Origin of the sequence: Flavobacterium mekongense, assembly GCF_047038255.1 — a bacterium.
Classification (GTDB): Bacteria; Bacteroidota; Bacteroidia; order Flavobacteriales; family Flavobacteriaceae; genus Flavobacterium; species Flavobacterium mekongense.
Window position 1 is genome coordinate 1,784,370 of the sequence record NZ_CP174374.1, and the last position, 21,255, is coordinate 1,805,624.

The 21,255-nt window shown below is 37.5% G+C and carries 17 protein-coding genes; 10 read left to right on the forward strand and 7 right to left on the reverse strand.

Translation table 11 applies throughout. The annotated features are described in order from the left end of the window. Positions 1-32: 32 nt before the first annotated feature. Positions 33-422: a response regulator gene (locus ACJG85_RS07690; RefSeq protein ID WP_412476066.1), complete on the reverse strand. Its 390-nt coding sequence runs from the start codon at positions 420-422 to the stop codon at positions 33-35. Next, on the reverse strand, positions 412-2,976 hold the full coding sequence (locus ACJG85_RS07695; protein ID WP_412476067.1) for a PAS domain S-box protein: 2,565 nt from the start codon (positions 2,974-2,976) through the stop codon (positions 412-414). The genes ACJG85_RS07690 and ACJG85_RS07695 overlap by 11 nt, the downstream gene beginning before the upstream one ends. Positions 2,977-3,318: 342 nt before the next feature. Between ACJG85_RS07695 and ACJG85_RS07700 the strand changes: the two genes are divergently transcribed. The 4 genes from ACJG85_RS07700 (at position 3,319) to katG (ending at position 9,756) form a co-directional block, all read left to right on the forward strand. After that, on the forward strand, positions 3,319-4,503 hold the full coding sequence (locus ACJG85_RS07700; protein ID WP_412476068.1) for an FIST signal transduction protein: 1,185 nt from the start codon (positions 3,319-3,321) through the stop codon (positions 4,501-4,503). 12 nt (positions 4,504-4,515) lie between these two features. Next, on the forward strand, positions 4,516-7,020 hold the full coding sequence (locus tag ACJG85_RS07705; protein ID WP_412476069.1) for an ATP-binding protein: 2,505 nt from the start codon (positions 4,516-4,518) through the stop codon (positions 7,018-7,020). Positions 7,021-7,023: 3 nt separating this feature from the next. Next, on the forward strand, positions 7,024-7,404 hold the full coding sequence (locus tag ACJG85_RS07710; protein WP_409677313.1) for a response regulator: 381 nt from the start codon (positions 7,024-7,026) through the stop codon (positions 7,402-7,404). Positions 7,405-7,563: 159 nt separating this feature from the next. After that, the gene (katG, locus tag ACJG85_RS07715) at positions 7,564-9,756 is read left to right on the forward strand and encodes a catalase/peroxidase HPI (protein ID WP_409677311.1); all 2,193 of its coding nucleotides are present in this window, start codon (positions 7,564-7,566) and stop codon (positions 9,754-9,756) included. A gap of 104 nt (positions 9,757-9,860) precedes the next feature. On the opposite strand, the gene ACJG85_RS07720 is transcribed toward katG, so the two are convergent. After that, on the reverse strand, positions 9,861-10,196 hold the full coding sequence (locus ACJG85_RS07720) for a hypothetical protein (protein WP_412476070.1): 336 nt from the start codon (positions 10,194-10,196) through the stop codon (positions 9,861-9,863). Further along, positions 10,177-11,394, reverse strand: coding sequence for an ATP-binding protein (locus ACJG85_RS07725; RefSeq protein WP_412476071.1), 1,218 nt, complete (start codon positions 11,392-11,394; stop codon positions 10,177-10,179). Before ACJG85_RS07725 ends, ACJG85_RS07720 begins: the two co-directional genes overlap by 20 nt. A gap of 335 nt (positions 11,395-11,729) precedes the next feature. Between ACJG85_RS07725 and ACJG85_RS07730 the strand changes: the two genes are divergently transcribed. Then, complete coding sequence (locus ACJG85_RS07730; protein WP_412476072.1) at positions 11,730-12,272, forward strand: helix-turn-helix domain-containing protein; 543 nt, start codon at positions 11,730-11,732, stop codon at positions 12,270-12,272. A gap of 111 nt (positions 12,273-12,383) precedes the next feature. Here ACJG85_RS07730 and ACJG85_RS07735 read toward each other — a convergent pair whose 3' ends face one another. Both ACJG85_RS07735 and ACJG85_RS07740 read right to left on the reverse strand, forming a co-directional pair. Next, on the reverse strand, positions 12,384-15,665 hold the full coding sequence (locus ACJG85_RS07735; protein WP_412476073.1) for an amidohydrolase family protein: 3,282 nt from the start codon (positions 15,663-15,665) through the stop codon (positions 12,384-12,386). 73 nt (positions 15,666-15,738) lie between these two features. Continuing rightward, a complete protein-coding gene (locus ACJG85_RS07740) occupies positions 15,739-17,412 on the reverse strand; it encodes an amino acid permease (protein ID WP_409681091.1) in 1,674 nt (557 codons plus the stop codon). A 220-nt stretch (positions 17,413-17,632) separates the two neighbouring features. Between ACJG85_RS07740 and ACJG85_RS07745 the strand changes: the two genes are divergently transcribed. The 3 genes from ACJG85_RS07745 to ACJG85_RS07755 all read left to right on the forward strand — a co-directional run bounded on the left by ACJG85_RS07745 (position 17,633) and on the right by ACJG85_RS07755 (position 18,934). Next, entirely contained in the window at positions 17,633-18,268 is a 636-nt protein-coding gene (locus ACJG85_RS07745; protein ID WP_409681089.1) for a peroxiredoxin, read from the forward strand. 87 nt (positions 18,269-18,355) lie between these two features. Further along, complete coding sequence (locus tag ACJG85_RS07750) at positions 18,356-18,664, forward strand: thioredoxin family protein (RefSeq protein ID WP_409681086.1); 309 nt, start codon at positions 18,356-18,358, stop codon at positions 18,662-18,664. Between the two features lie 12 nt (positions 18,665-18,676). After that, on the forward strand, positions 18,677-18,934 hold the full coding sequence (locus ACJG85_RS07755; protein WP_412463763.1) for a DUF6952 family protein: 258 nt from the start codon (positions 18,677-18,679) through the stop codon (positions 18,932-18,934). Positions 18,935-18,964: 30 nt separating this feature from the next. Here the strand turns inward: ACJG85_RS07755 and ACJG85_RS07760 are convergent, their stop codons facing one another. Then, on the reverse strand, positions 18,965-19,339 hold the full coding sequence (locus ACJG85_RS07760) for a DoxX family protein (protein WP_290873803.1): 375 nt from the start codon (positions 19,337-19,339) through the stop codon (positions 18,965-18,967). 160 nt (positions 19,340-19,499) lie between these two features. Between ACJG85_RS07760 and ACJG85_RS07765 the strand changes: the two genes are divergently transcribed. Both ACJG85_RS07765 and ACJG85_RS07770 read left to right on the forward strand, forming a co-directional pair. Then, positions 19,500-20,810: an anthranilate synthase component I family protein gene (locus ACJG85_RS07765; protein ID WP_412476074.1), complete on the forward strand. Its 1,311-nt coding sequence runs from the start codon at positions 19,500-19,502 to the stop codon at positions 20,808-20,810. A 57-nt stretch (positions 20,811-20,867) separates the two neighbouring features. Continuing rightward, a complete protein-coding gene (locus ACJG85_RS07770; RefSeq protein WP_412463765.1) occupies positions 20,868-21,221 on the forward strand; it encodes a four helix bundle protein in 354 nt (117 codons plus the stop codon). Positions 21,222-21,255: the final 34 nt, after the last annotated feature.

Here is a 21,255-nt window from a genome sequence, read left to right on the forward strand (position 1 = left end):
TGTCGAATTGACAAATAATTTCAAAATTGTTATTAGATACAATTGAGTAAGGTTTCCTTCGATAGTGGTTTGCTGATGTAGCTCATCACATTCGGATTTTGTTCCGCTTTTTCCTTGTCCATCGGGTTTAAGGAAGCCGAGATAACGTGAATACTGCAATTGATGTGGAGTTTGTGTTTGAGCTTTTCAAATTCTTCTAAAAATTCCCAACCACTCATCAAAGGCATGTTTAAATCGAGAAAAATCAACACATTTTTGCCGGGTTCTGAGGCTTTATTTACGGTCATTATTCCTTCCAAAGCTTGTTTTCCGTTAAAAAAGGTATGTATATCGTCGGTTAAGTTTAATATGGTTACTAATCTTCGATGAAAATAGTTTACCGATAAATCGTCATCGATTAGAATGATTGTATTAGTTGTCATTTTTTAGGTTTTTTGAAATTGTAAAAAAGAAGGCAGCACCTTCATTCACTTGCGATTCAATCCAGATTGCTCCGTTGTGTATATCGACAATTTTTTTGCAATGAGCAAGTCCGATACCAAAACCGCTGTATTCTTCAGCAGTGTGGAGCCTTCTGAAGATTTGAAAAATTTGATTAAAATATTTTTCTTCTATTCCTATTCCATTGTCTTTAACGCCAAACTGCCAGCAATCTTCTTTTTCTTCAACCATGATATAAACTTGGGCAGCCGTATTTTCTTTTCTGAATTTTAAAGCATTGCTGATTAGATTTTGGAATAGTAATCTGATGAAAATCGGATAGCAATCGATAACCGGCAGCTTATTGTAGTACACTTTGGCATCCGATTCTTTAAGGTTAACCGATAAGTCTTCTAAAACGTCAGCTAAAGTTTTGTTCAAATCAAGCGATTGGATTTCACTGTTTTTGTTGATTCTATTGTACTCTAACAAACCGGAAATCAGAAAGCGCATCCTGTTGGCAGAGTTGTGTATGAAGTTTAAAAACAATTTGCCTTCTTCATTCAAGTCATTACTGAATTCTTCCATCAGTAAATCAGAATAACCAATAATGGTTAGCAAAGGTTCTTGTAAATCGTGTGAAGCTATGTAGTTAAACTGTTCTAATTCAGTGTTTTGTCGTTTTAATATTTCATTTTGCTGTTGGATTTGAAGCTCTCTCTCTTTCCGGTTACTGATGTCTCGTATGAAAACAAAATACTTGAACTTGTAATCCAAATCATCAACCGATATCATGGTGAGTTCGATAGGGAAAGTTTTATTGTTACAATCAACAGCTATCAAATCCAAAGTAGTGTTAGCTTGACCGGAAAGTTCGATTTTTTTGAAGAAATCATTGATTTCAAAACACCCGTTTTCCTCAGAGAGAATAAGGTTTGGTAAGTTTTTTCCAATGACTTCGTTGAGTGTCCAACCAAATATTTTTTCCGCTTTGGTATTCCAAAATGAAATGGTACAATTCTCATCAATGATAACGATACCATCCATGGAAGATTGCATGATGAGATTGTTTTGTTTTTCTGTTTTGGACAGTATGCTTTGTAAATTTTTGATATCGGATATATCAATTCCATAACCTATCATATAGGCAAGTTCTCCCTCAACATAAAAAGGATAAAAACGTCTGAGAATATAATAGGTTCTGTTTTCTTTCACAACTTCGTCAACCCATTCAACTTGTTTACCGGTTCTTTTGGCTTCCTGAAAATATTCTTCTCTTCTGACGGCCATCGTGTCATCAATCCCTTTTTTGATACAATAATCAAAATCGTTTTTTCCAATCATCCAGTTGCGAAGTTCAGGATTGGCAATGCCATTGGGATTGATAAAGAGATAATTGTGGTTTTTATCAAAAACTGCTATATCAGCCGGGATGTTGAACAGTACAGAGTCGTTAAACTCCCTTCGTTTTTTGATTTCAAAATCGGCTATTTTTTGTTGTGATATGTCCCAGATGATACCATTAAAAACAATTTTATTGTTCTGAAAAACCGGAATAGCATTGGCTTCAAACCATTTGATACTGTTGTCTTTCAGTATCATTCTACCGGTAAATTTGAATTTTTCGTTATATAAAATAGATTGTTGTGTAGTTTCAAGAAATGAGGAAACGTCTTCGGGATGAATGTTTAATCGGGTTAACCAGGACTTGTAATGGGTTAAAATATTGTACCCGAAAAGTTCATAAAAAGAATCACTGACATAGTGAAAATAATGGACTTTGTTTTTCAGTACGTGAAACTGAAACATGGCTACCGGAAAATGTTTTTGGAAAAAGTCAATTTGAGAATCCTTTTCCTCAATGGTAATTTTATCCTTAAATTTTTCTGTTATATCGTTACAAATCAGCAAGTAATAGTCGTCTCCTTCGAAATTTCTTTTTTGGAATTCGATCAATAAATACTTGCCTTTGATTTTTTCTGTAAAGCGGAAATCTTTTTTCTTGTCAACTTTTTGTAGTGTTTCTTTCCAATTAATGCTGTTTTGAAAATACCTGAAAATCTCCCATATAGCTGTTTTTTTTAGGTCGGAATCAGAAACTTTAACTAATTTTTCCGCCGCTGCATTTTTGTAAACCAGTTTACCTTCCGAATCGAAAACAAAAACACCTTCTTTGATTTGGTTGATGAAGACTTCAAACAGACCTAACTTTTTTCGAACTAAATCGGATTTTTCAAGCGAAATATGTTGGGGATCAGCCGTAGCATTTTGTTTAAAAGCCACCAGGAAATAAGTTTCATCAATCTCATATTTGGATATGGTGAGCTCTAATTCAACGATGTTTCCTTTTTTGTCATTCCAATATTTTTTGGTCACAAAAGGAAAAGTAATCTCGCTTAATTCCAACTCTTCAAAGAAAGTATGAAAGTACTTTGTTGGAAAAGATTGTAAAACAACATTGGCACTTTCGTTGGCAAAAAACAGCTCCTTTTTTCTAAATGCTATGATAGGAGAATTTACAGCTTCTAAAAGGTTGATAATGTTATTTTTTGGCATAACTGTTAGTAACTTGAAAACTATTTTTTTACTCAAATTTAAAATCGTAAGATTTCAGTTTTATAATTTTAGGTTAAACGGTTTATTTTTTTCTTTTAATAGCATATTGTATTAGATAAAAGGTTGTAAATGATGTTTTTTTATGATTAACAAGTGTTTAAACTTGGTTGTTTGCAAAATCAATTTGTCGTTCGTCTATGAATTAAGACCGATTAATGGTTTATAAAGTCTCTTTGTCTAATCTGAACGATTGATTTGTAAAAGATTTACTAATTTGTTTGATGTCGTTTGAATTCGACCAAAGTTTAAATCCAAATCTTACAATTTTAAAACTTTTCAATTATGCTGCAATTTTACTCTGCTTCAACAAGAATAGTAAATACAAAAAGGGGTGTTGCCGAATGTTTAGAGGTGGCCTGCGATGGTGATTACAACGCTGTCGACTTACTGATATTTCATGCCTCAATCGGACACGATTTTACTGAAATTATACAAGAATCAAAGCGATTGGTTCCACATGCCGATGTGGTGGCTGCTTCTTGTTGCGGAGTGGTAGGTAGGGAAGGCGTTAGCGAGTCTATGAAAGATATTGCCGTGATGGCTATCAAAGGGAAAGAATATGCCTTAGCCTCTACCGATGGATTGTATGGTCACAACTCTTACGAGAAAGCCTTAGGGCTGGCTCAATCGTTAGCTTCGCAAAAAGAAGGAATCAATATGGTTTATTTTTTAGGTTCCGGAATTGATATCGACAATGATTTGTGCATCAAGGCGTTTGAAGAAGTGTTTGGTCCTGAGGTAACCATTTTCGGAGCTACTTCATCCGACAATATGAAAGGTTATGTTAGTTATCAAGCTGTAAACGATGTGGTTTATGAACACGGCGCTTATGCTATCGGATTTTGTGATCCTTCATTAACAGTTCATACACAGGCAACACATGGTTTTATTGCTATTGGTGAACCTATGGTGGTTACTAAGTCTGAAGGACATATCATTAAAGAGCTTAACGGAAAACCGGCTTGGACAGAATACTTAAATCGATTAGGATTGGATGATAAATCCGATTGCGGAAATACTATTCCTATAGGCGCCTTGGCAGAAAAATTGTCAAAGGAATTGGCTGAAGAATATGGTAACAATCATATTTTAAGAGTGGTTACTAAGCATGATGGAGATGATATGTACTATGCAACTACCTGTCCAATAGGAACCGAATTATGGTTAACGGTAAGAGATGAAGAAGTTATTTTTAAAGAAATGGAACGTATTGTTCAAAACATCAACAACAGAAATAATCATAAAAAACCGGTTGCTGTTTTTCATGCAGATTGCTTGGCCAGAGGGCGGTTTTTAACCGATCGCATTTTAAAAGAAGAGTTGGTGCATAAAATGCAAACACCATTTTTTGACAACGGCATTTGTCCGCCTTGGTTAGGCATGTATGGGTTTGGTGAGTTTGCCAGATTAGGCGGAAAAAACACCTATCACAATTATACTACGGCATTATATGTAATTTACAGATAAAAAGGACTCCCGATGAAAACAAAAAATAATTTTGATTCATTGCTTAGGGAATACAAAGAATTACAATTACGCGTTACTCGTTTCTCATATATAGAACAGCAGTTAATTAATGCTAAGGATAAATTAGACCATGAGCTGGTTTTATACAAACGTTTAAATAAGTTCAGTAACTCTGCCCTTAAAAGCAACAAACTTGAAGACTTCTTGACCATGTCTGTTGAGGGTATTATAGATGTTTTGGAAGTCGAAGCTTCGGCTATATTGATTGTAGAGAAAGATACCGGTAATACTTTGTTTTTTAACGAAAGTTTGCATTTGAAAGATGGTGGAGAGCAACAAAAGATAGCCTCAGATTTATTGAATTTGGCAGAAATAGTAGCCAAGTCTAAATCTTCTGTAATATCTTCCAAGCGATTGTCATTATTTGATTATCTATCAGCTTACTCAGATGCTGTTTTTCATTTTGCCGAAGACAAGACTTTAAACTTATCAGTGTATTTGATAGGGCTGGTTTCTGTAAAAAAAGCACCTTTTTATGAAAGATTGAATGATAAGCACGAAACTATTTTTAGTTTATTTGCCCAACAGTTTCTTTCCATACTGACTAATTTTTATCAGAATAAAAAAATACAAGACCAAATTGTAAAAATATCCAGCTCAGAAATTGAGCTCAAAAAGTTATCGCTCATAGCCACCAAAACTAAAAACGGGGTTATTATCACCGACGAAAAAGGGGTCATAGAATGGATAAACGAATCGTTTGTAAAAATGTCAGGATACTTTTTTGAAGATGTTTACGGTAAGCAAACCAAGGATTTGTTTGATAATTTTATAGTAGAGTTTTCAGAAAAGAAAAAAATCTCCAAAGCGCTCAAAAACAAACAGAACATTGAGTTAACCTTGCTCAATAATACCAAAGAAGGCAAACTATACTACAGCCAAATTGAAATTATCCCGGTTTTTGACGAGCTTAAAAGGCACATCAACAACATTTTTGTTATTAAAGATATCACTAACGAGGTAGAATTTAAAGCCGAAATACTCAGGATGAATTCTCGATTTGAGTTGATTTCCGCTAAATCTCAAATTGGAATTTGGGAATGGAACAAAGAGCTCAACGACTCTACGTGGAATGATATTTTAATCAATCAATACGGAGCCGATCGTGCACTAATTCAAAATGGGTTTTATTCATTTTGGCTCAATTCTTTACATCCCGAAGACAAAAAGAGAGTAATTGATAACAGGGATAAGGTCTTAAACTGTGAAATAGATAGTATTGTACAAGACTACAGAATCATTCGTCAAAACGATCAATCTGTCAGATATTTAAGAACCCTTACTATAGGTGAAAAAAATGCCAAAGGAGAAGTTATTCGATTGGTGGGTAGTTCTATCGATATAACTGATACCAAAATAGCCGATGAAAAAGTAGCTTCTCTAAAGCAATTTTATGAAAGTATACTAAATCACCTACCCAATAAGATTGCTGTTTTTAACAATACTTGTGAGCTGATTTATTTTAACGAAGCCATGTTGGAGTGCAATCCTTTTTGGCAAGATTATCTTTTCAAATCGGTTTATGATGTTTACACAGCGGATGCCAATAATCAATCCATAGTAAACAAACTTATCTTTCATATGCAAAATGCTATTAAAGACAAAAAAGCGGTTAAATATGAAGATATGGTTCTTAAAAACGGCAAGGAAGTCGAATTGCTCAATACCGTTTTACCGTTTTTTAACAATGATAAATTAGAATACATCATTTTATCAGGCGTCGATATTAGCGAACTAAATAAGATTCAAAAAGACCTACTCAAAAACAACGTTGAGCTTCAAAAGGTCAACTCAGAACTTGATAACTTTGTGTACAGAGTGTCGCATGATTTAAGATCACCACTGCTTTCAATTAAAGGTTTGATTTCATTAATTGATTATGATGAAGTAAATCCAAGTTTAGTAGAATACATCAAACTAATTGAAAGTAGCGCCAGTCGCATGGATTCTTCTATACAAGATATCTTAGAGTATTCCAGAAATTCAAGATTGGCGGTTAAATTGGAAGATGTCAATCTCAAGGAAATGGTTTTTGAAATATTTAACGACATTAAATATTCAGGCGATTCGAATATTGATTTGATTTACGAAAGTAACGGAGATGACAACATAATAACCGATAAATTCAGGATTAGTGTATTGCTCAAAAACCTGATAGGAAATTCTGTTAAATACAAAAAGAACAATACCCATTCATTTGTTAAGTTTTCATTGTCCAAAAGAAATAATAAGATGATATCGTTTAAAATTAGCGACAATGGTCAAGGAATTGACAAAATCAGTTTACCAAGAGTTTTTGAAATGTTTTACAGAGGTTGCAGCACGAGCGTAGGTTCGGGTTTAGGGCTCTATATCTGCAAGGAAATAGCCGAAAAACTTAGCGGTACATTATCTTTAAAATCAAAAAAAGAAATAGGAACAGAAGTCAATGTCAAACTGCCGATAAATAATTTTTAAGAAATGAAATACATACTCATTGATGATGATCCCATTATTAATTTGGTGCACAAAAAAGTGATTAAAAAAAATGATTTAGAAGCGGAAGTAACCGATTTTATCTCGGGTAAAAAAGCTTTGCAATACCTTAAAAGCAATAATGATGAACAGTCAAATATTGTATTGTTAGATATCAACATGCCCGAAATGAACGGTTTTGAATTCTTAGATGAACTCTTGAAAAATAAAGGTATCAACTACAGTAAGTTGAATATTTTTATCCTGACATCCTCATTGAATGTCAAAGACAAAGAACTAGCTACCAAATATTCTATTTTGAAGGGATATCTCGAAAAACCACTGGATATTGCCAATTTGCAACAGTTAATAAGGGTAAGTTGTTAATTGTTAACTAAATAAAGCTTTCCGGTTATTTTGTTCTAATCCTTGACAATAATGTTTGTTGTATATTTTCATAGTTTTTTTCTATTGTAATAAGTGTTTTTCATAGTTGATTTCTCTTTAACTTAGCCAAAAAGAAATCAACTAAAACCAATTTATAATATGGAAAACAACAGCAACAGTGGCGGAAAATGTCCTTTTTCCGGTGCTCAAGTAAAACAAGGGACCGACGTTCCTAACAATAGCTTCTGGTGGCCTAATGCGCTAAACTTAGACATTCTACACCAACACGACACCAAAACCAACCCTTTAGGAGAAGATTTTAATTACGCCGAAGAATTTAAAAAATTGGATTTTGAAGCATTAAAAACCGATTTGAAAAAATTAATGACCGAAAGCCAAGATTGGTGGCCGGCCGATTGGGGTCACTATGGCGGATTAATGATTCGTATGGCTTGGCACAGTGCCGGAAGTTACCGTATAGCCGATGGTCGTGGTGGTAGCGGAACCGGTAACTTGCGCTTTGCTCCCTTAAACAGCTGGCCGGATAACGGAAACTTAGACAAAGCACGCAGATTGCTTTGGCCTATCAAGAAAAAATACGGAAACAAAATCTCTTGGGCCGATTTGATGATTTTAGCCGGAAATATGGCTTACGAATCTATGGGCTTCAAAACCTTCGGATTTGCCGGTGGTCGTGAAGACATTTGGCACCCGGAAAAAGACATTTATTGGGGTTCCGAAAATACTTGGTTAGCAGTATCCGGTGGTGAAAACAGCCGTTACTCAGGCGAAAGAGATTTAGAAAATCCGTTGGCAGCCGTAATGATGGGATTAATCTATGTGAATCCACAAGGGGTTGATGGTAATCCTGATCCTTTAAAAACGGCTCAAGACATGCGTGTGACTTTTGCCCGTATGGCCATGAACGATGAGGAAACGGTAGCCTTAACTGCCGGTGGTCACACCGTAGGGAAAGCCCACGGGAACGGTGATGCTAATGCATTAGGACCTGAACCGGAAGCAGCCGACATCGAAACCCAAGGTTTTGGTTGGTTAAATCCTAAAGGCAATGGCAATGGTCCAGATACTATTACCAGTGGTTTGGAAGGCGCCTGGACATCGCACCCTGATAAATGGAACCACACATATTTCGACATCTTATTCAACCACGAATGGGAATTGAAAAAGAGTCCGGCCGGTGCTTGGCAATGGGAACCGATTAACATGAAAGAAGAAGACAAGCCGGTGGATGCTCATAACCCGAGTGTGAGAAGAAATCCAATCATGACCGATGCTGATATGGCGTTGAAAATGGATCCGGAATACCGCAAAATTTCTGAAAAATTCCGCAATGATCCGGCTTATTTTGAAGATGTATTTGCCAGAGCTTGGTTCAAACTAACACACCGCGATTTAGGACCAAGAAGTCGTTATTTAGGACCTGATGCGCCTCAAGAAGAGTTGATTTGGCAAGACCCGGTTCCTACAGTAGATTATACTTTAACTGAGGCAGAAATCGAAGACTTAAAAGCCAAATTGTTAAATTGTGGTTTAACGGCAACCGAGTTAATCAACACGGCTTGGGATAGTGCTCGTACTTTCCGTGGTTCTGATTTCCGTGGTGGTGCCAATGGTGCCCGTATTCGTTTAGCGCCTCAAAAAGATTGGCAAGGCAACGAACCGGAGCGTTTGCAAAAAGTATTGGATAAGTTAACCGAATTACAAGCCGGATTGAGTAAAAAAGTAAGTTTAGCCGATTTGATAGTGTTGGGCGGAACAGCAGCGGTAGAAAAAGCGGCTCATGCTGCCGGCGTAAACATCAAAGTGCCTTTTGCACCGGGCAGAGGTGATGCTACAGCTGAAATGACCGATGCCGAATCGTTTGACGTATTAGAACCGTTGCACGATGGTTTCCGCAACTGGGTAAAAAGCGATTACAAAGTACAGCCGGAAGAAATGTTGTTAGACAGAGCCCAATTGATGCGCTTAACGGCACACGAAATGACAGCTTTAATAGGAGGAATGCGTGTCTTAGGTACTAATTACGGAGGTTCTAAACACGGCGTATTTACCGATAATGTTGGGGTGTTGAGCAACGACTTCTTCGTGAACTTAACCGATATGAATTATTCATGGAAACCAACCGGTAAAAACTCTTATAACATTGTAAACAGAAAAACCGGCGAAACCCGTTGGACGGCTACACGCGTTGACTTGGTTTTTGGTTCTAACTCTATCTTGCGCTCGTATGCCGAAGTGTACGCCCAAGACGATAACAAAGAAAAATTTGTGAAAGATTTCGTAGCGGCTTGGACTAAAGTCATGAATGCCGACCGTTATGATTTAGCATAATACGGATTAAAGTGATGTAATGAAAAAGGAGGTCATTTGACCTCCTTTTTTTTGTTATTTGTGGTTGTCGAACGCGAAAGGATTCGCGCACGAGCGGGGCATTATTAAGTTGTTAATGTCTGTATAAAGCTTCTCATTAAATTTACAGAATCACTTAACTGTTGAAATGTATATCGTGTATTATTTGTATTTTCTGGATGATGGATTTGATGTCTTATGTAATCTGTCAAAATGATATTTTCAACAACAATAGACCCGTCACGTCTTTGTTTGTTGTATGCTACAGTTGCTTTTCCAGCTCTAAAATTTGTCATTTCATTTTCCAATTCAATATAACCATATAATTCGTTATGGTATTCTTCTGTTATTTCAGAAAACGCTAAAAAATTTACTTCATTTAAAGATGGATAGGGAAGGCTATTAGGCAACACTTTTTTCAATAGTTTTGTTTGTATTGTTAAGTTTTACAAGTCTTAAATGTTGAAACTCTAACTCTTTCACTAACGCTGCACTATGAGTTGTCAGAATGACTTGAGTATTTGCTGTGTTTGAAAGATCAAGAAACGCCTTGATAAGCTTTTTTTGATGTTCTGTATGTTGAGAAGTTTCAGGTTCCTCAATCGCATAAATTATACTTGGAATATTTTCTTCTGCTTTTCTTCTTTCTGCTTCTGCTCTAAAAAAGTTCAAAAGAATAAGACGTTTTACACCGCTTCCTCTTTTGTTGATTGGAATATCTTCGTCCCCTGTTATTGAGACACTTTTGAAAACATCATTCCATTTTAAACTGTTTGTTTCTGGAATTACAGGATTTAAGCTACTTGCAATTTCGGGATTCATTTCCTGAACTTTTACTAACGTTCTTGCTGCAACATCTTGTAATTTGGTTTTTACCTCATTCGCAATTTCATCAAATTTAGCTTTTAATGCTTGGTCATTTAAAATTTGCTTTACAGCTTCTTTCAACGGGTCTTGAACTTCACTATCTCCATCACTATTTTTTCTGTCTGATTGGAATAAAGTGTATAGAGGTAAATACGTTTGGAGTTTATCCCAAATTGATTTTGTATCACCTTTAGTAACATCAATTTCTATCTCAGACAAATCAAGTTCGATAGTAAAATGCTGCCAAATTGCTGTTCGCATTACAGCGTTAATTGTTTGGTTGCTGCAAGTAATGGAGTTCTCTTTAATGATTTTTTGAAGCTCTGTATTCTTCTTTTGTAGTAAGTCAGCACAATTATTGCCTGTTGGATGGTTAGCTTTGACAAACACTTTTTCTCTCCCTGCGTTTGTGTATTTTTTAATTATTTCAAGCAGACCATTCGAGTTTAAAAGATATTCATTTTCTAATGTAGTTTCATTTGTGCTGTCAATGACAATCTTTGTAGGTAATTCTTCGAAGCAAACAGTGATAACAGTTTCTGTGTCACCAGCGACAAGTGCTTGTTTATTAATATCTTCTTTGTCTAGTTTTATTATTCCTTTACCATCATTGAAAAATATGTCCAGTGCTTCTAATACTGTTGACTTTCCAATGTCATTTTTTCCAACAAAAGCGGTTAAGTCTCCGAATTCAATTTCAACTTCATCTTTATAACTTCTAAAGTTTTTAATCTTAATTGTTTTTATTTTCATAAGTAAATTTTTTTGGAGAGTGTAATATGCTTGCCACTAACTTGTACATAGTAGGTACTTCTCGAGCTTATTTATACCCAAATATACTAAACCCACCCCAATCCTGTATGTTTTCTCTTTCACATCAGTTGTTCATCGTATTTATATGGCTGTTAGTCGGTTTTACCCCATCACTTCCTTTAGATTGCTTTTACAAGAACAAACTATTTTACGCCCGAACAGGAATTTTATTTTTCAAATCTTGTTCGGTAATTGCGAACAAGATTTTTATTTTGAAAAACGTGTTCGCATTGGCATAGTTTTTATTCGATAGTAAAATATAATCGTTTATTACTATGAAAACACCTAAAAATAAAAACAGTATCCGAGATAGCGTAGGGTTTACCCAAGAAGAGTTGGCCATGTTGTTAGGGGTTACGCGCAGTATGTTGGCCAAATTTGAATTGGGATTGGGTAGCCTGCCGAACCCGGCCAAGCTCCTGCTGGCTGAACTGCTCAAACAGGTAAAAGATTCAGAAGTTAAAAACAAACCTCTTCCTCACGAAGCTACGCAGCCGTTGGTAACAGAAAAGCAACTCAAACGCCTGATTTTGGAGAATGATTACAAACTTCTTTTGGTTGCCCAAAAAATCAATGCCATGCAAAAGAAGTTGTCCAACTTAGTCAAAGCACAAGAGTTGTTGCACTATCTTCAAAATCGACCACAGGAAAAGAGCGAGGCTCATCAAAGCGTATTGGAATTCATTACCCGTAAAAACAATAAAATGTTGGCAAGAAACAATTCAAATGCGTTATACCAACTCATGCTCCAACAACAGTTGTTAACCTACGAAAAACAGCTTCTCGAAGGGGCTAAGAAGAGGATGTCGTTGGAATAAGTAAAATGTAAAAATGTAAAAAAGTAAAAAAGGGAAAAGGGACTAGTGATGAAACTTATCTCTTATCCCTTATCTCTTATCTCTTATCCCTTATCCCTTTTTACTTATCCCTTAATTATGAACCGCATCACAACAATGGTGCTCCATAAAGCTCTCGGTTTCTTCGTGCCAAGGGAAAGCCGCGTTGTATTTGCTGTTTTCCCAGTAGAATTTTTTACGGGCTTTAGGTTCATTGCCTTCTTCGTTCATGGTATCGGAATTGTACATGCGGCCGTTCACAATGGTATAGCGCAACGAGTTCGAGTTTTGAATGTCTTCTAACGGATTCTTATCTAAAACTAAAATATCAGCCAATTTGCCTACTTCTAAGGAACCAATGTTTTTTCCGGCGCCTATGTAGTTAGCGGCATTGATGGTGGCGGTTTTTAAAGTTTCTAAATTGCTCATGCCGCCTTGGTTGATGCTCCACAATTCCCAATGTGCACCCAAACCTTGCAATTGTCCGTGGGCACCCATATTCACTTTAACGCCGTTATCGGCCAAAGCTTTAACCGATTTTGAAGTTAAGATATGATCGTTTTCATACTCTTCATCCGGCGCCATGGTACGGAAACGAGCACGCGAATCGATGATGCCTCTTGGCGTGAATTGCAATAGCTTTTTGTCTTCGTAAACCTTCGTTTTTTGGTACCAGTAATACTCGGCATTCAAACCACCATAATTTACAATCAGGGTAGGAGTATAGCCCACGCCGGTTTTGCCCCAAAGAGTCAATACATCTTTGTAAACCGGAGTAATCGGAATGTTGTGTTCTACGCCGGTGTGACCGTCAATCACCATACTCATGTTATGGAAAAAGTTGGAGCCACCTTCAGGTACTACGTTAATGCCTTCTTCACGTGCGGCTTGTAATACTTGTTGGCGTTGGTCGCGACGCGGTTGGTTGTAACTCTTCACCGATAAAGCCCCAAAAGCTTTGGTTCGTTTAATAGAAAAACGCGCATCGTCTATATTATTCACTACCGCTTTAAAATCGCCATCGGCACCGTATAATATAAAGCCGGTCGAATAAATGCGTGGCCCAACCAAATTCCCGCTTTTCACCATTTCCGAAAGGGTAAAAATCGATTCGGTGTTGGAAGACGGATCGTGTGAAGTAGTCACTCCGTAAGCCAAGTTGGCATACAACTGCCAGTTTTGTTGCGTAGTTAACCCGTAGCGAAACGCACCAATATGGGCGTGTGCATCTACCATACCCGGCATTACCGTTTTGCCCGATAAGTCGTAAACGCGCGCATCGGCAGGAATGGTTACCTCACCGGCTTTGCCTACAGCTTCAATGCGGTTTTGGTTTACAATCAACGTTCCTCTTTCAATCACAGTATCGCCATTCATGGTAATGATACGGGCGTTGGTTAAAGCCAATTTCCCCTTAGGTTTATCCACTTTAGCGATTAAACCTATTTTGATACCGTTGTCGGTTGGTTTATCCACTTTTTCGGGCGAACCCGGTAAGAAGGTAAATCGGTCTTTGATATTGTTGACAAAATAAGTATCGCCAAGCGTCCACATTACTTGCTGACTGTTAGCCGACCAATGCAAATTAATCCCCGCATCTTTAGACAATTCCGAAACCGGAACAGCTGTGGTTTTGTTGTCTAAATCGGCTTCCTGACCGTTCATGTTCAAAGGCGCTACATAGGCTTTGTGTAAGTGCATAAAGGCAATCCATTGGTTATCCGGACTCGGCACCAAACGGTTAGCATATTTGGCTTTAATGTGTGTTCTTTCGTCTTTACCGTTCAAGTCGACACTTTTCAATTCTTTGGTCAAGCTCCCGAAAAATACGCCCCCGGTTTGGAAGAAAATGCGGTTACCATCTTTGGTAAACAACGGATATTCGCCACTCGGCCCAATAAATTTGGCTTTGCCACCGTTACTGCTCATGGTATACAGTCCGGGTTTTTTGGAAAAAGCCATCCCTTGGTCAAGATTGCCGTCTTCTTTTCTATATACTAATGTTTTCCCATCAGGAGATAGGGAAGGTGTTCGGTAAATGGCTTTTTCGGTAGTTAGTTTTACTGCATTTTTGCCATCTACTCCTATTTTGCGAATGCTACCCAATTCGGTGTCGTTCCAAGTAACATAAACGATACTTTTACTGTCGGCGGTAAAAGTCGGTTCCGCTTCAAAGTCGGTTCCGTTGGTCAAACGTTTCGGTGTGCCGTTAGGTAGTGTTTTAATCCAAAGATAGCCTAGCGCTCTGAAGACCAAATTTTTTCCATCGGGCGAGGTAACGGCATCGCGGATCATTTTTACCGTAAAATCAGTATCTGAAATAGGCGTATTAAAGTGTACTCTGTCGGCCACATCAATCGCCACATCCACGGTAAACGGAATATTGGTAGTACTCAAGGTTTTGGTGTTGATTTTATTGATTTTACCACCAAACCAAATGACGATATCTTCATTGTTAGGCATCCAATTGAAATTAGGATACACACCAAACAAGGCCCAAGCAGTTTGTTGGTCTTTGTCGAGTTGGTCAAACACCGGCCATTCTTCTCCGGTTTCTAAATCGTGTAAGTATAAAACGGTACTGGTTCCGATTCTTTTGATAAAAGCTAATTTCTTACCATCAGGAGAAACCTGCGGACGCGCTGCACCGCCCGGACCGCCGGTGATGGTTTCCAATTTGCCGGTTTCGAATTCGTAGCGTTTGATAACGTAAATCTCGTTGTGCGGATCTTTGTTGTATTGGAAATAACCGCCCGGATACATGTCTTCGCTGAAGTAGAGGTATTTTCCGTCTCGGGAAATATTGGGTTCGTTAACGTCTTGTTGGTCGTTTTTGCGTTTGGTAAGTTGTACCCCGCTACCGCCACTGATGTGGTATTGCCACATTTCGCCTGCGCCTGCAGAACGCTGAGAAGTAAAATTCTTGCGACCTACCAAATAGTTGCCATCGGGCATCCAAGCCGGATTGCTCATTAGTCGGAAATCTTCTTTGGTAATTTGTTTGGCATCGGAACCATCGGCATTCATCACCCAAAGGTTATCGCCACCACCGGCATCGCTGGTAAAGGCAATTTTTTTGCCATCGGGACTAAACCTCGGTTGGATTTCGAAGGGAATTCCGGAACGTAGCACTTTGGCTTTGCCGCCGCTTACAGGCATACTGTAAATATCACCTAACATATCAAAAACGATAGTGGTGCCGTCCGGACTCACATCAAGATTCATCCAAGTACCTTCGGAGGTGGTGAAATTTTGGGTTTTGTAGTTAAAAGTGTCACCCGGTTTGGCCACATCCCATTTCGGAGTTTCCGTTTTTTCTTGAGCGTTTGAGAAGGTAAAAGCAAACGCAATGATTAAAAAGTTGAGTTTTTTCATTCTGATGTGAATATGAGGGAAAAAGGAAAAAGGGAAAAGGGATAAGTTTTTTCTTTTTCTTATCCCTTTCGACTTATCCCTTATTCAGTTTACTGTTTTTATAACCGTACAAGAAATACACTACCAATCCTATAACCAACCAAATGCCAAACCATTGCCAATTAGACACCGCCATTCCGGTTAATAAATAACAACAAGAAATTAAGCCGAGGAGTGGAATTAAGGATAAGTTTTTTAAGAAAGCCAAAACCGCCATAACTACACACAGTATGATAAATACTACCATAGGTGCATTGTTAGCGAAAAAGTGCTCCGAGTAAGTAAATGTGTCCGGAAAGAAGGTTGGCAAAAAGTACTGTACCACACCAAAAGCTCCCAAACAAATCAAAGGAAAAATGTATTTCGAATTGATATACGGAATTCGGAATTTGCCTCTGGTAGCGCGTTCGGCTAATTCGGCTTCGCTTTGCGGCGATAACATCAAGACGCCTCCACAAACGAGTACGAAAGCAAACAAAGTTCCGATACTGGTAAAGTCGAGGACAAAGTTTTCATCGGTAAAGAAAATCGGAATTCCTACTACCAAACCGGTAACTATGGTAGCAAATCCGGGCGTTTTGTGTTTAGGATGAATTTCGGCGAATTTCTTCGGCATCAAGCCATCGCGACTCATGGTCATCCAAATTCTCGGTTGTCCCATTTGGAATACTAACATTACGCTGGTCATGGCTACAACAGCCGCAATGGATACAATAAACAACATCCATTTCACGCCTTTCAAAGCAAAAATTTCGGCCAAAGGATCGCTCACGCCTAACAAATCGTATTTCACCATACCGGTTAACACTAAGGCTAAAATGATGTAAATGATGGTACAAATAACCAACGAGTAAATCATTCCGCGTGGTAAATCGCGTTGCGGATTTTTACTTTCTTCTGCAAGTGTAGAAACGGCATCAAACCCTATGTAAGCAAAGAAAACTGCAGAAACTCCAGCCATTACACCGCCAAATCCGTTCGGCATAAACGGCGTCCAGTTGTCAATGTCAACATACATAGCGCCAACAATTATCACCAAAACAATAATGGCCAGTTTAATGTACACCATCGCATTGCTGAAGTTTTTGGATTCTTTGGTGCCTTTGTAAACCAGATACGTAATCAGCACATTAATGACTACCGCCGGCAAATCGAAAATAATTCGGAGTCCACCAATCATGGGAGCTGTATTCCAGGCGGTTAAGCCTTCTCCGGCTTTATTGGCTAACAAAGCATCTTGAGCCGATTTGTAATTTATGGTCAACCATTCCGGTAAGTGAATGTGGAAACTTTCGAGTAAATTGGTAAAATAACCACTCCAAGAAAAGGCAATGTAAATGTTCCCGATGGAATATTCCATGAGCAAAGCCCAACCAATTATCCATGCGAATAATTCGCCAAAAGACACATAAGCATAAGTATAAGCACTACCGGAAACAGGAACACGCGAGGCAAATTCGGCATAACACATGGCCGTAAATCCGCAGGCAATGGCACAAATGATGTACAAAAACACCACACCCGGGCCACCGGAAAAACAAGCATTACCAATGGCGCTGAAAGTTCCCCCTCCAATAATAGCGGCTATACCAAAAAACGTTAAGTCTTTTACCGTAAGGACTTTATTTAACCCCGAATGTTCTCCGTCGCCGCCTTCTTTAAGAATTACGGAAGTCGATTTTTTTCGGAACAAGTTGGATAATGACATGGTTAGGTAGTGTTATGTTAAGCAAAAAACAAATATAAGATAAGATAACAAAAATCATGTTTTTAATCTCATTTTTTAAATAAGTTTGCCCTGAAATTAGTCTTAGTCCAAGAAACTATGGCAGTATAAGGAAATACAATACAATAGTATTTTTTTATAAAGTAGTAACAGAGTACTTTTGCACCACTAAAAAAAAATAACTTTTTAAACCATACAAATTATGTCACTAGTAGGTAAAAAATTCCCCAACATTACTGTAGACGCTATCTCTTATATGGGAGATAACTTGAGAATCAATGTGCTTGAAGAAGCGACAAAAAACAACAAAAAAGTGCTTTTGTTTTGGTATCCGAAAGACTTTACTTTCGTTTGTCCGACAGAATTACATGCTTTCCAAACTGCTTTAGCCGATTTTGAAAAAAGAAACACTATTGTAATTGGTGCTTCTTGCGATACTAACGAAGTACACTTCGCTTGGTTGAATACCGCAAAAAACAACGGTGGTATCGAAGGTGTAACTTATCCGCTATTGGCTGATACAACCCGTAATTTATCCGCTGCTTTGGATATTTTAGATGCAGAATGGGTTTATGATGCCGAGTTAAACGATGAAATTTTAGAAGGTTCTAACGTAACGTTCAGAGCAACCTACTTAATTGATGAAACCGGAAAAATTTTCCACGAAAGCGTTAACGACATGCCATTAGGAAGAAACGTAAATGAGTATTTAAGATTGATTGATGCTTACACTCACGTTCAAACTAAAGGTGAAGTTTGTCCGGCTAACTGGGAAGAAGGCAAAGAAGCAATGACTGCTGATCGTTTGAGTACTGCCGCTTATTTGAGCCAAAACTAATTATCAATAAAATAGCAATAACAATGGTAATGTTCAATTTTAATGATTGAGTATTATCATTGTTATTGTCATTGCAATTCTAAAGCTATGTTAATCGAATTAAACGAAGATACGTTACAAAATTTAGTTGATGCTAACGAGAAGGTAGTGGTGCAATACTCGGCTTCTTGGTGTGGCAACTGTCGCATTATGAAACCGAAATTCAAAGTATTGGCTTCACAACATGAAGGAATGACTTTTGTTTTGGTAGATGCAGAGAATGCTCCTGAATCCAGAAAATTAGCCAACGTGTCTAATTTACCAACTTTTGCAACTTTCGTAAACGGAAAATTGGTCAACCAAACGCAAACCAACAAAGCTGAAGTTTTGGCCGAATTGGTGAACGAAATTGCATAACAATCCAAAAAAATGAAACTACCCGTAATCAAACATTTGACACAATTTATTGAAGAGAATGATCAAGATTATATCATTGAAACCATAGAAGTACTGGAAGCCTTAACTGAAGTACCTTCCTTAAAAGACGAAGAATTGGATGTGATAGGCGAATTGATTTCCAATATGTATGGCGCGCTCGAAGTACATAAGATGGTCAAAGAAGGCAAAGACAAAAAAGAAGCCTTAAACGATTTTATGAAACGCGTATTAGGTTCCATAGATAAATAAAAAAACGTCCCAATTTCGGGACGTTTTTCTTTAAGGAGTGAAAACCGATTTGTAATTGTGCCAATACCGCCAAATTAGAAACAGATTCCCCAAGAAAAGCAATGCTGCTATGGGTAAAGTTTCTGGCGACATAAAATAGTTAATCAATAGTATGTTTAAAGTTACCGGTAAAATCACAATGTTGGCCAAGCTCACATATTTTCCGGTCACATACGATAAACCACACAATAATTCCACTGCTTTAGCTAACGGAATCAGATAAACAGAAGCTACTAATCCGGCATTAAAAGCCTTGAAATTACCCGTAGCTTCAGTTTCAGGCATTAATTTCAAAAAGAAACTGATGGAGGCAAACAGTAAAAAGAGTCCGATTAAAATTCGGATAATAGTTGTTGCTAATTTCATAGTTTTAAAGTTATAAGTTGTTCTATCAAAGTTACTCAAAAAAATAACAGCGGTTTGTTTTTTGATTTAATTATTTCAATAACAGTTAGTTGGGTGGTTTAGGAATGCTGTCTTAAAAACATCTTTTTTATTGTATTTTTGGATTTCAAAATCAACTGTATTGAGAACTGTAATCCAAAAAGAAATCAACGACAATAACCGGTTTAAAAACCAATTATTGCATTGGGCACAACAATTCCGTGAAGTTGTTTTTTTAGATAGCAATCAGTACCAACAGCGCTATACAAGCTATGATTGTATCTTGGCTGTGGACGCTTTTACTGCTATTAAAACGGATTATGCTAATGCTTTTGAAGATTTAAAGCAATACCAACAGCAAGCCAAAGATTGGTTGTTTGGCTATTTGTCATACGATCTAAAAAACGACATCGAAGACCTGCATTCCAATAATTTTGATGGTTTGGACTTTCCCGATTTGTTTTTTTTTCAACCTAAAAAGTTGTTTTTACTGAAGGGCAATACTTTGGAAATTCTGTATCTGCGCTTGTGCGACGACGAAATCGAATCCGATTTTACTGCAATAACAAATCATCAACAACACACAACAAACAATAATGTCACCCTGAGCGCAGTCGAAGCGCAACAACCAACCATACAACAACGCATTACTAAGGAAAGCTATTTGGCAAAGGTAACCGAAATGCTCTCACACATCCATCGCGGCGATATTTATGAGGCTAATTTTTGCATGGAGTTTTATGCAGAATCGGCTAAGATTGAACCAATTGCGATTTACCAAAAGTTGAATACTATTTCGCGTCCGCCGTTTGCGACTTATTTCAAAAACAACCATCAATATTTGCTGTGTGCTTCGCCCGAACGCTACCTTCGAAAAGAAGGCAAAAAAGTGATTTCACAACCTATAAAAGGCACAGCCAAAAGGTATTCGGATAAAGTTTTAGACGAGCAGTCCAAAACCGAATTGGCTCAAAATCCCAAAGAGCGTTCGGAAAATGTGATGATAGTCGATTTGGTCCGAAACGATTTGTCGCATACTGCTACTAAAGGTTCTGTTATTGTAGAAGAGTTATGCGAAATTTATTCTTTCGAACAAGTGCATCAAATGATTTCTACGATAGTTTCAAATGTGGAAGATTCAACTTCGCCCATTGAAATTTTAAAATCGACCTTCCCTATGGGCAGTATGACCGGAGCGCCCAAAATTTCTGCCATGAAAATCATTGAAGAGTTAGAAGCAACCAAACGCGGCTTGTACAGTGGTGCCGTTGGTTATTTTACACCCAACAATGATTTCGATTTTAATGTGGTTATTCGCAGTATTTTATATAATGCTGAGAACGAATATTTGTCTTTTTCGGTGGGAAGCGCTATTACTTCGCAAGCCGTTCCGGAGCAAGAATATGAGGAATGCTTATTGAAAGCTAAAGCCATGTTCGAGGTTTTGAGTTGAGAGAAAAGAGAAAAGGGAAAAGGGAAAAGGAATCAGTTAATAGCTTAAAGATTATATATGACAAGTTACAGAGATTTAATTGTTTGGCAGAAGTCCATGAATCTAGTTACACTGATTTACCAATTGGTACCCGTATTACCTGAAAATGAAAAATACGGATTAATACCTCAAATCAAAAGAAGTGCTATTTCCATTCCCTCTAACATTGCAGAAGGATATGGTAGAAATTATAAAAAAGATTACGCTCGATTTTTACAAATTGCCCGTGGTTCTTTATTTGAAAATCAGACCCAATTAGAAATAGCTGTTAACTTAAACTTTATTAAATCTGATGATTTGAAAGAAATTAAAGAACTTTCAATCGAAGTAGAAAAAATGCTAAATTCGTTAATCAAAAAATTAGAGGAATAACTGATCACTTTTCCCTAATCCCTTTGAACTTAGA

Coding starts and splice junctions, on each gene's coding strand:
- ACJG85_RS07690 (WP_412476066.1), bottom strand. CDS start 422: ATGACAACTAATACAATCATTCTAATCGATGACGATTTATCGGTAAAC.
- ACJG85_RS07695 (WP_412476067.1), bottom strand. CDS start 2,976: ATGCCAAAAAATAACATTATCAACCTTTTAGAAGCTGTAAATTCTCCT.
- ACJG85_RS07700 (WP_412476068.1), top strand. CDS start 3,319: ATGCTGCAATTTTACTCTGCTTCAACAAGAATAGTAAATACAAAAAGG.
- ACJG85_RS07705 (WP_412476069.1), top strand. CDS start 4,516: ATGAAAACAAAAAATAATTTTGATTCATTGCTTAGGGAATACAAAGAA.
- ACJG85_RS07710 (WP_409677313.1), top strand. CDS start 7,024: ATGAAATACATACTCATTGATGATGATCCCATTATTAATTTGGTGCAC.
- katG (WP_409677311.1), top strand. CDS start 7,564: ATGGAAAACAACAGCAACAGTGGCGGAAAATGTCCTTTTTCCGGTGCT.
- ACJG85_RS07725 (WP_412476071.1), bottom strand. CDS start 11,394: ATGAAAATAAAAACAATTAAGATTAAAAACTTTAGAAGTTATAAAGAT.
- ACJG85_RS07730 (WP_412476072.1), top strand. CDS start 11,730: ATGAAAACACCTAAAAATAAAAACAGTATCCGAGATAGCGTAGGGTTT.
- ACJG85_RS07735 (WP_412476073.1), bottom strand. CDS start 15,665: ATGAAAAAACTCAACTTTTTAATCATTGCGTTTGCTTTTACCTTCTCA.
- ACJG85_RS07740 (WP_409681091.1), bottom strand. CDS start 17,412: ATGTCATTATCCAACTTGTTCCGAAAAAAATCGACTTCCGTAATTCTT.
- ACJG85_RS07745 (WP_409681089.1), top strand. CDS start 17,633: ATGTCACTAGTAGGTAAAAAATTCCCCAACATTACTGTAGACGCTATC.
- ACJG85_RS07750 (WP_409681086.1), top strand. CDS start 18,356: ATGTTAATCGAATTAAACGAAGATACGTTACAAAATTTAGTTGATGCT.
- ACJG85_RS07755 (WP_412463763.1), top strand. CDS start 18,677: ATGAAACTACCCGTAATCAAACATTTGACACAATTTATTGAAGAGAAT.
- ACJG85_RS07760 (WP_290873803.1), bottom strand. CDS start 19,339: ATGAAATTAGCAACAACTATTATCCGAATTTTAATCGGACTCTTTTTA.
- ACJG85_RS07770 (WP_412463765.1), top strand. CDS start 20,868: ATGACAAGTTACAGAGATTTAATTGTTTGGCAGAAGTCCATGAATCTA.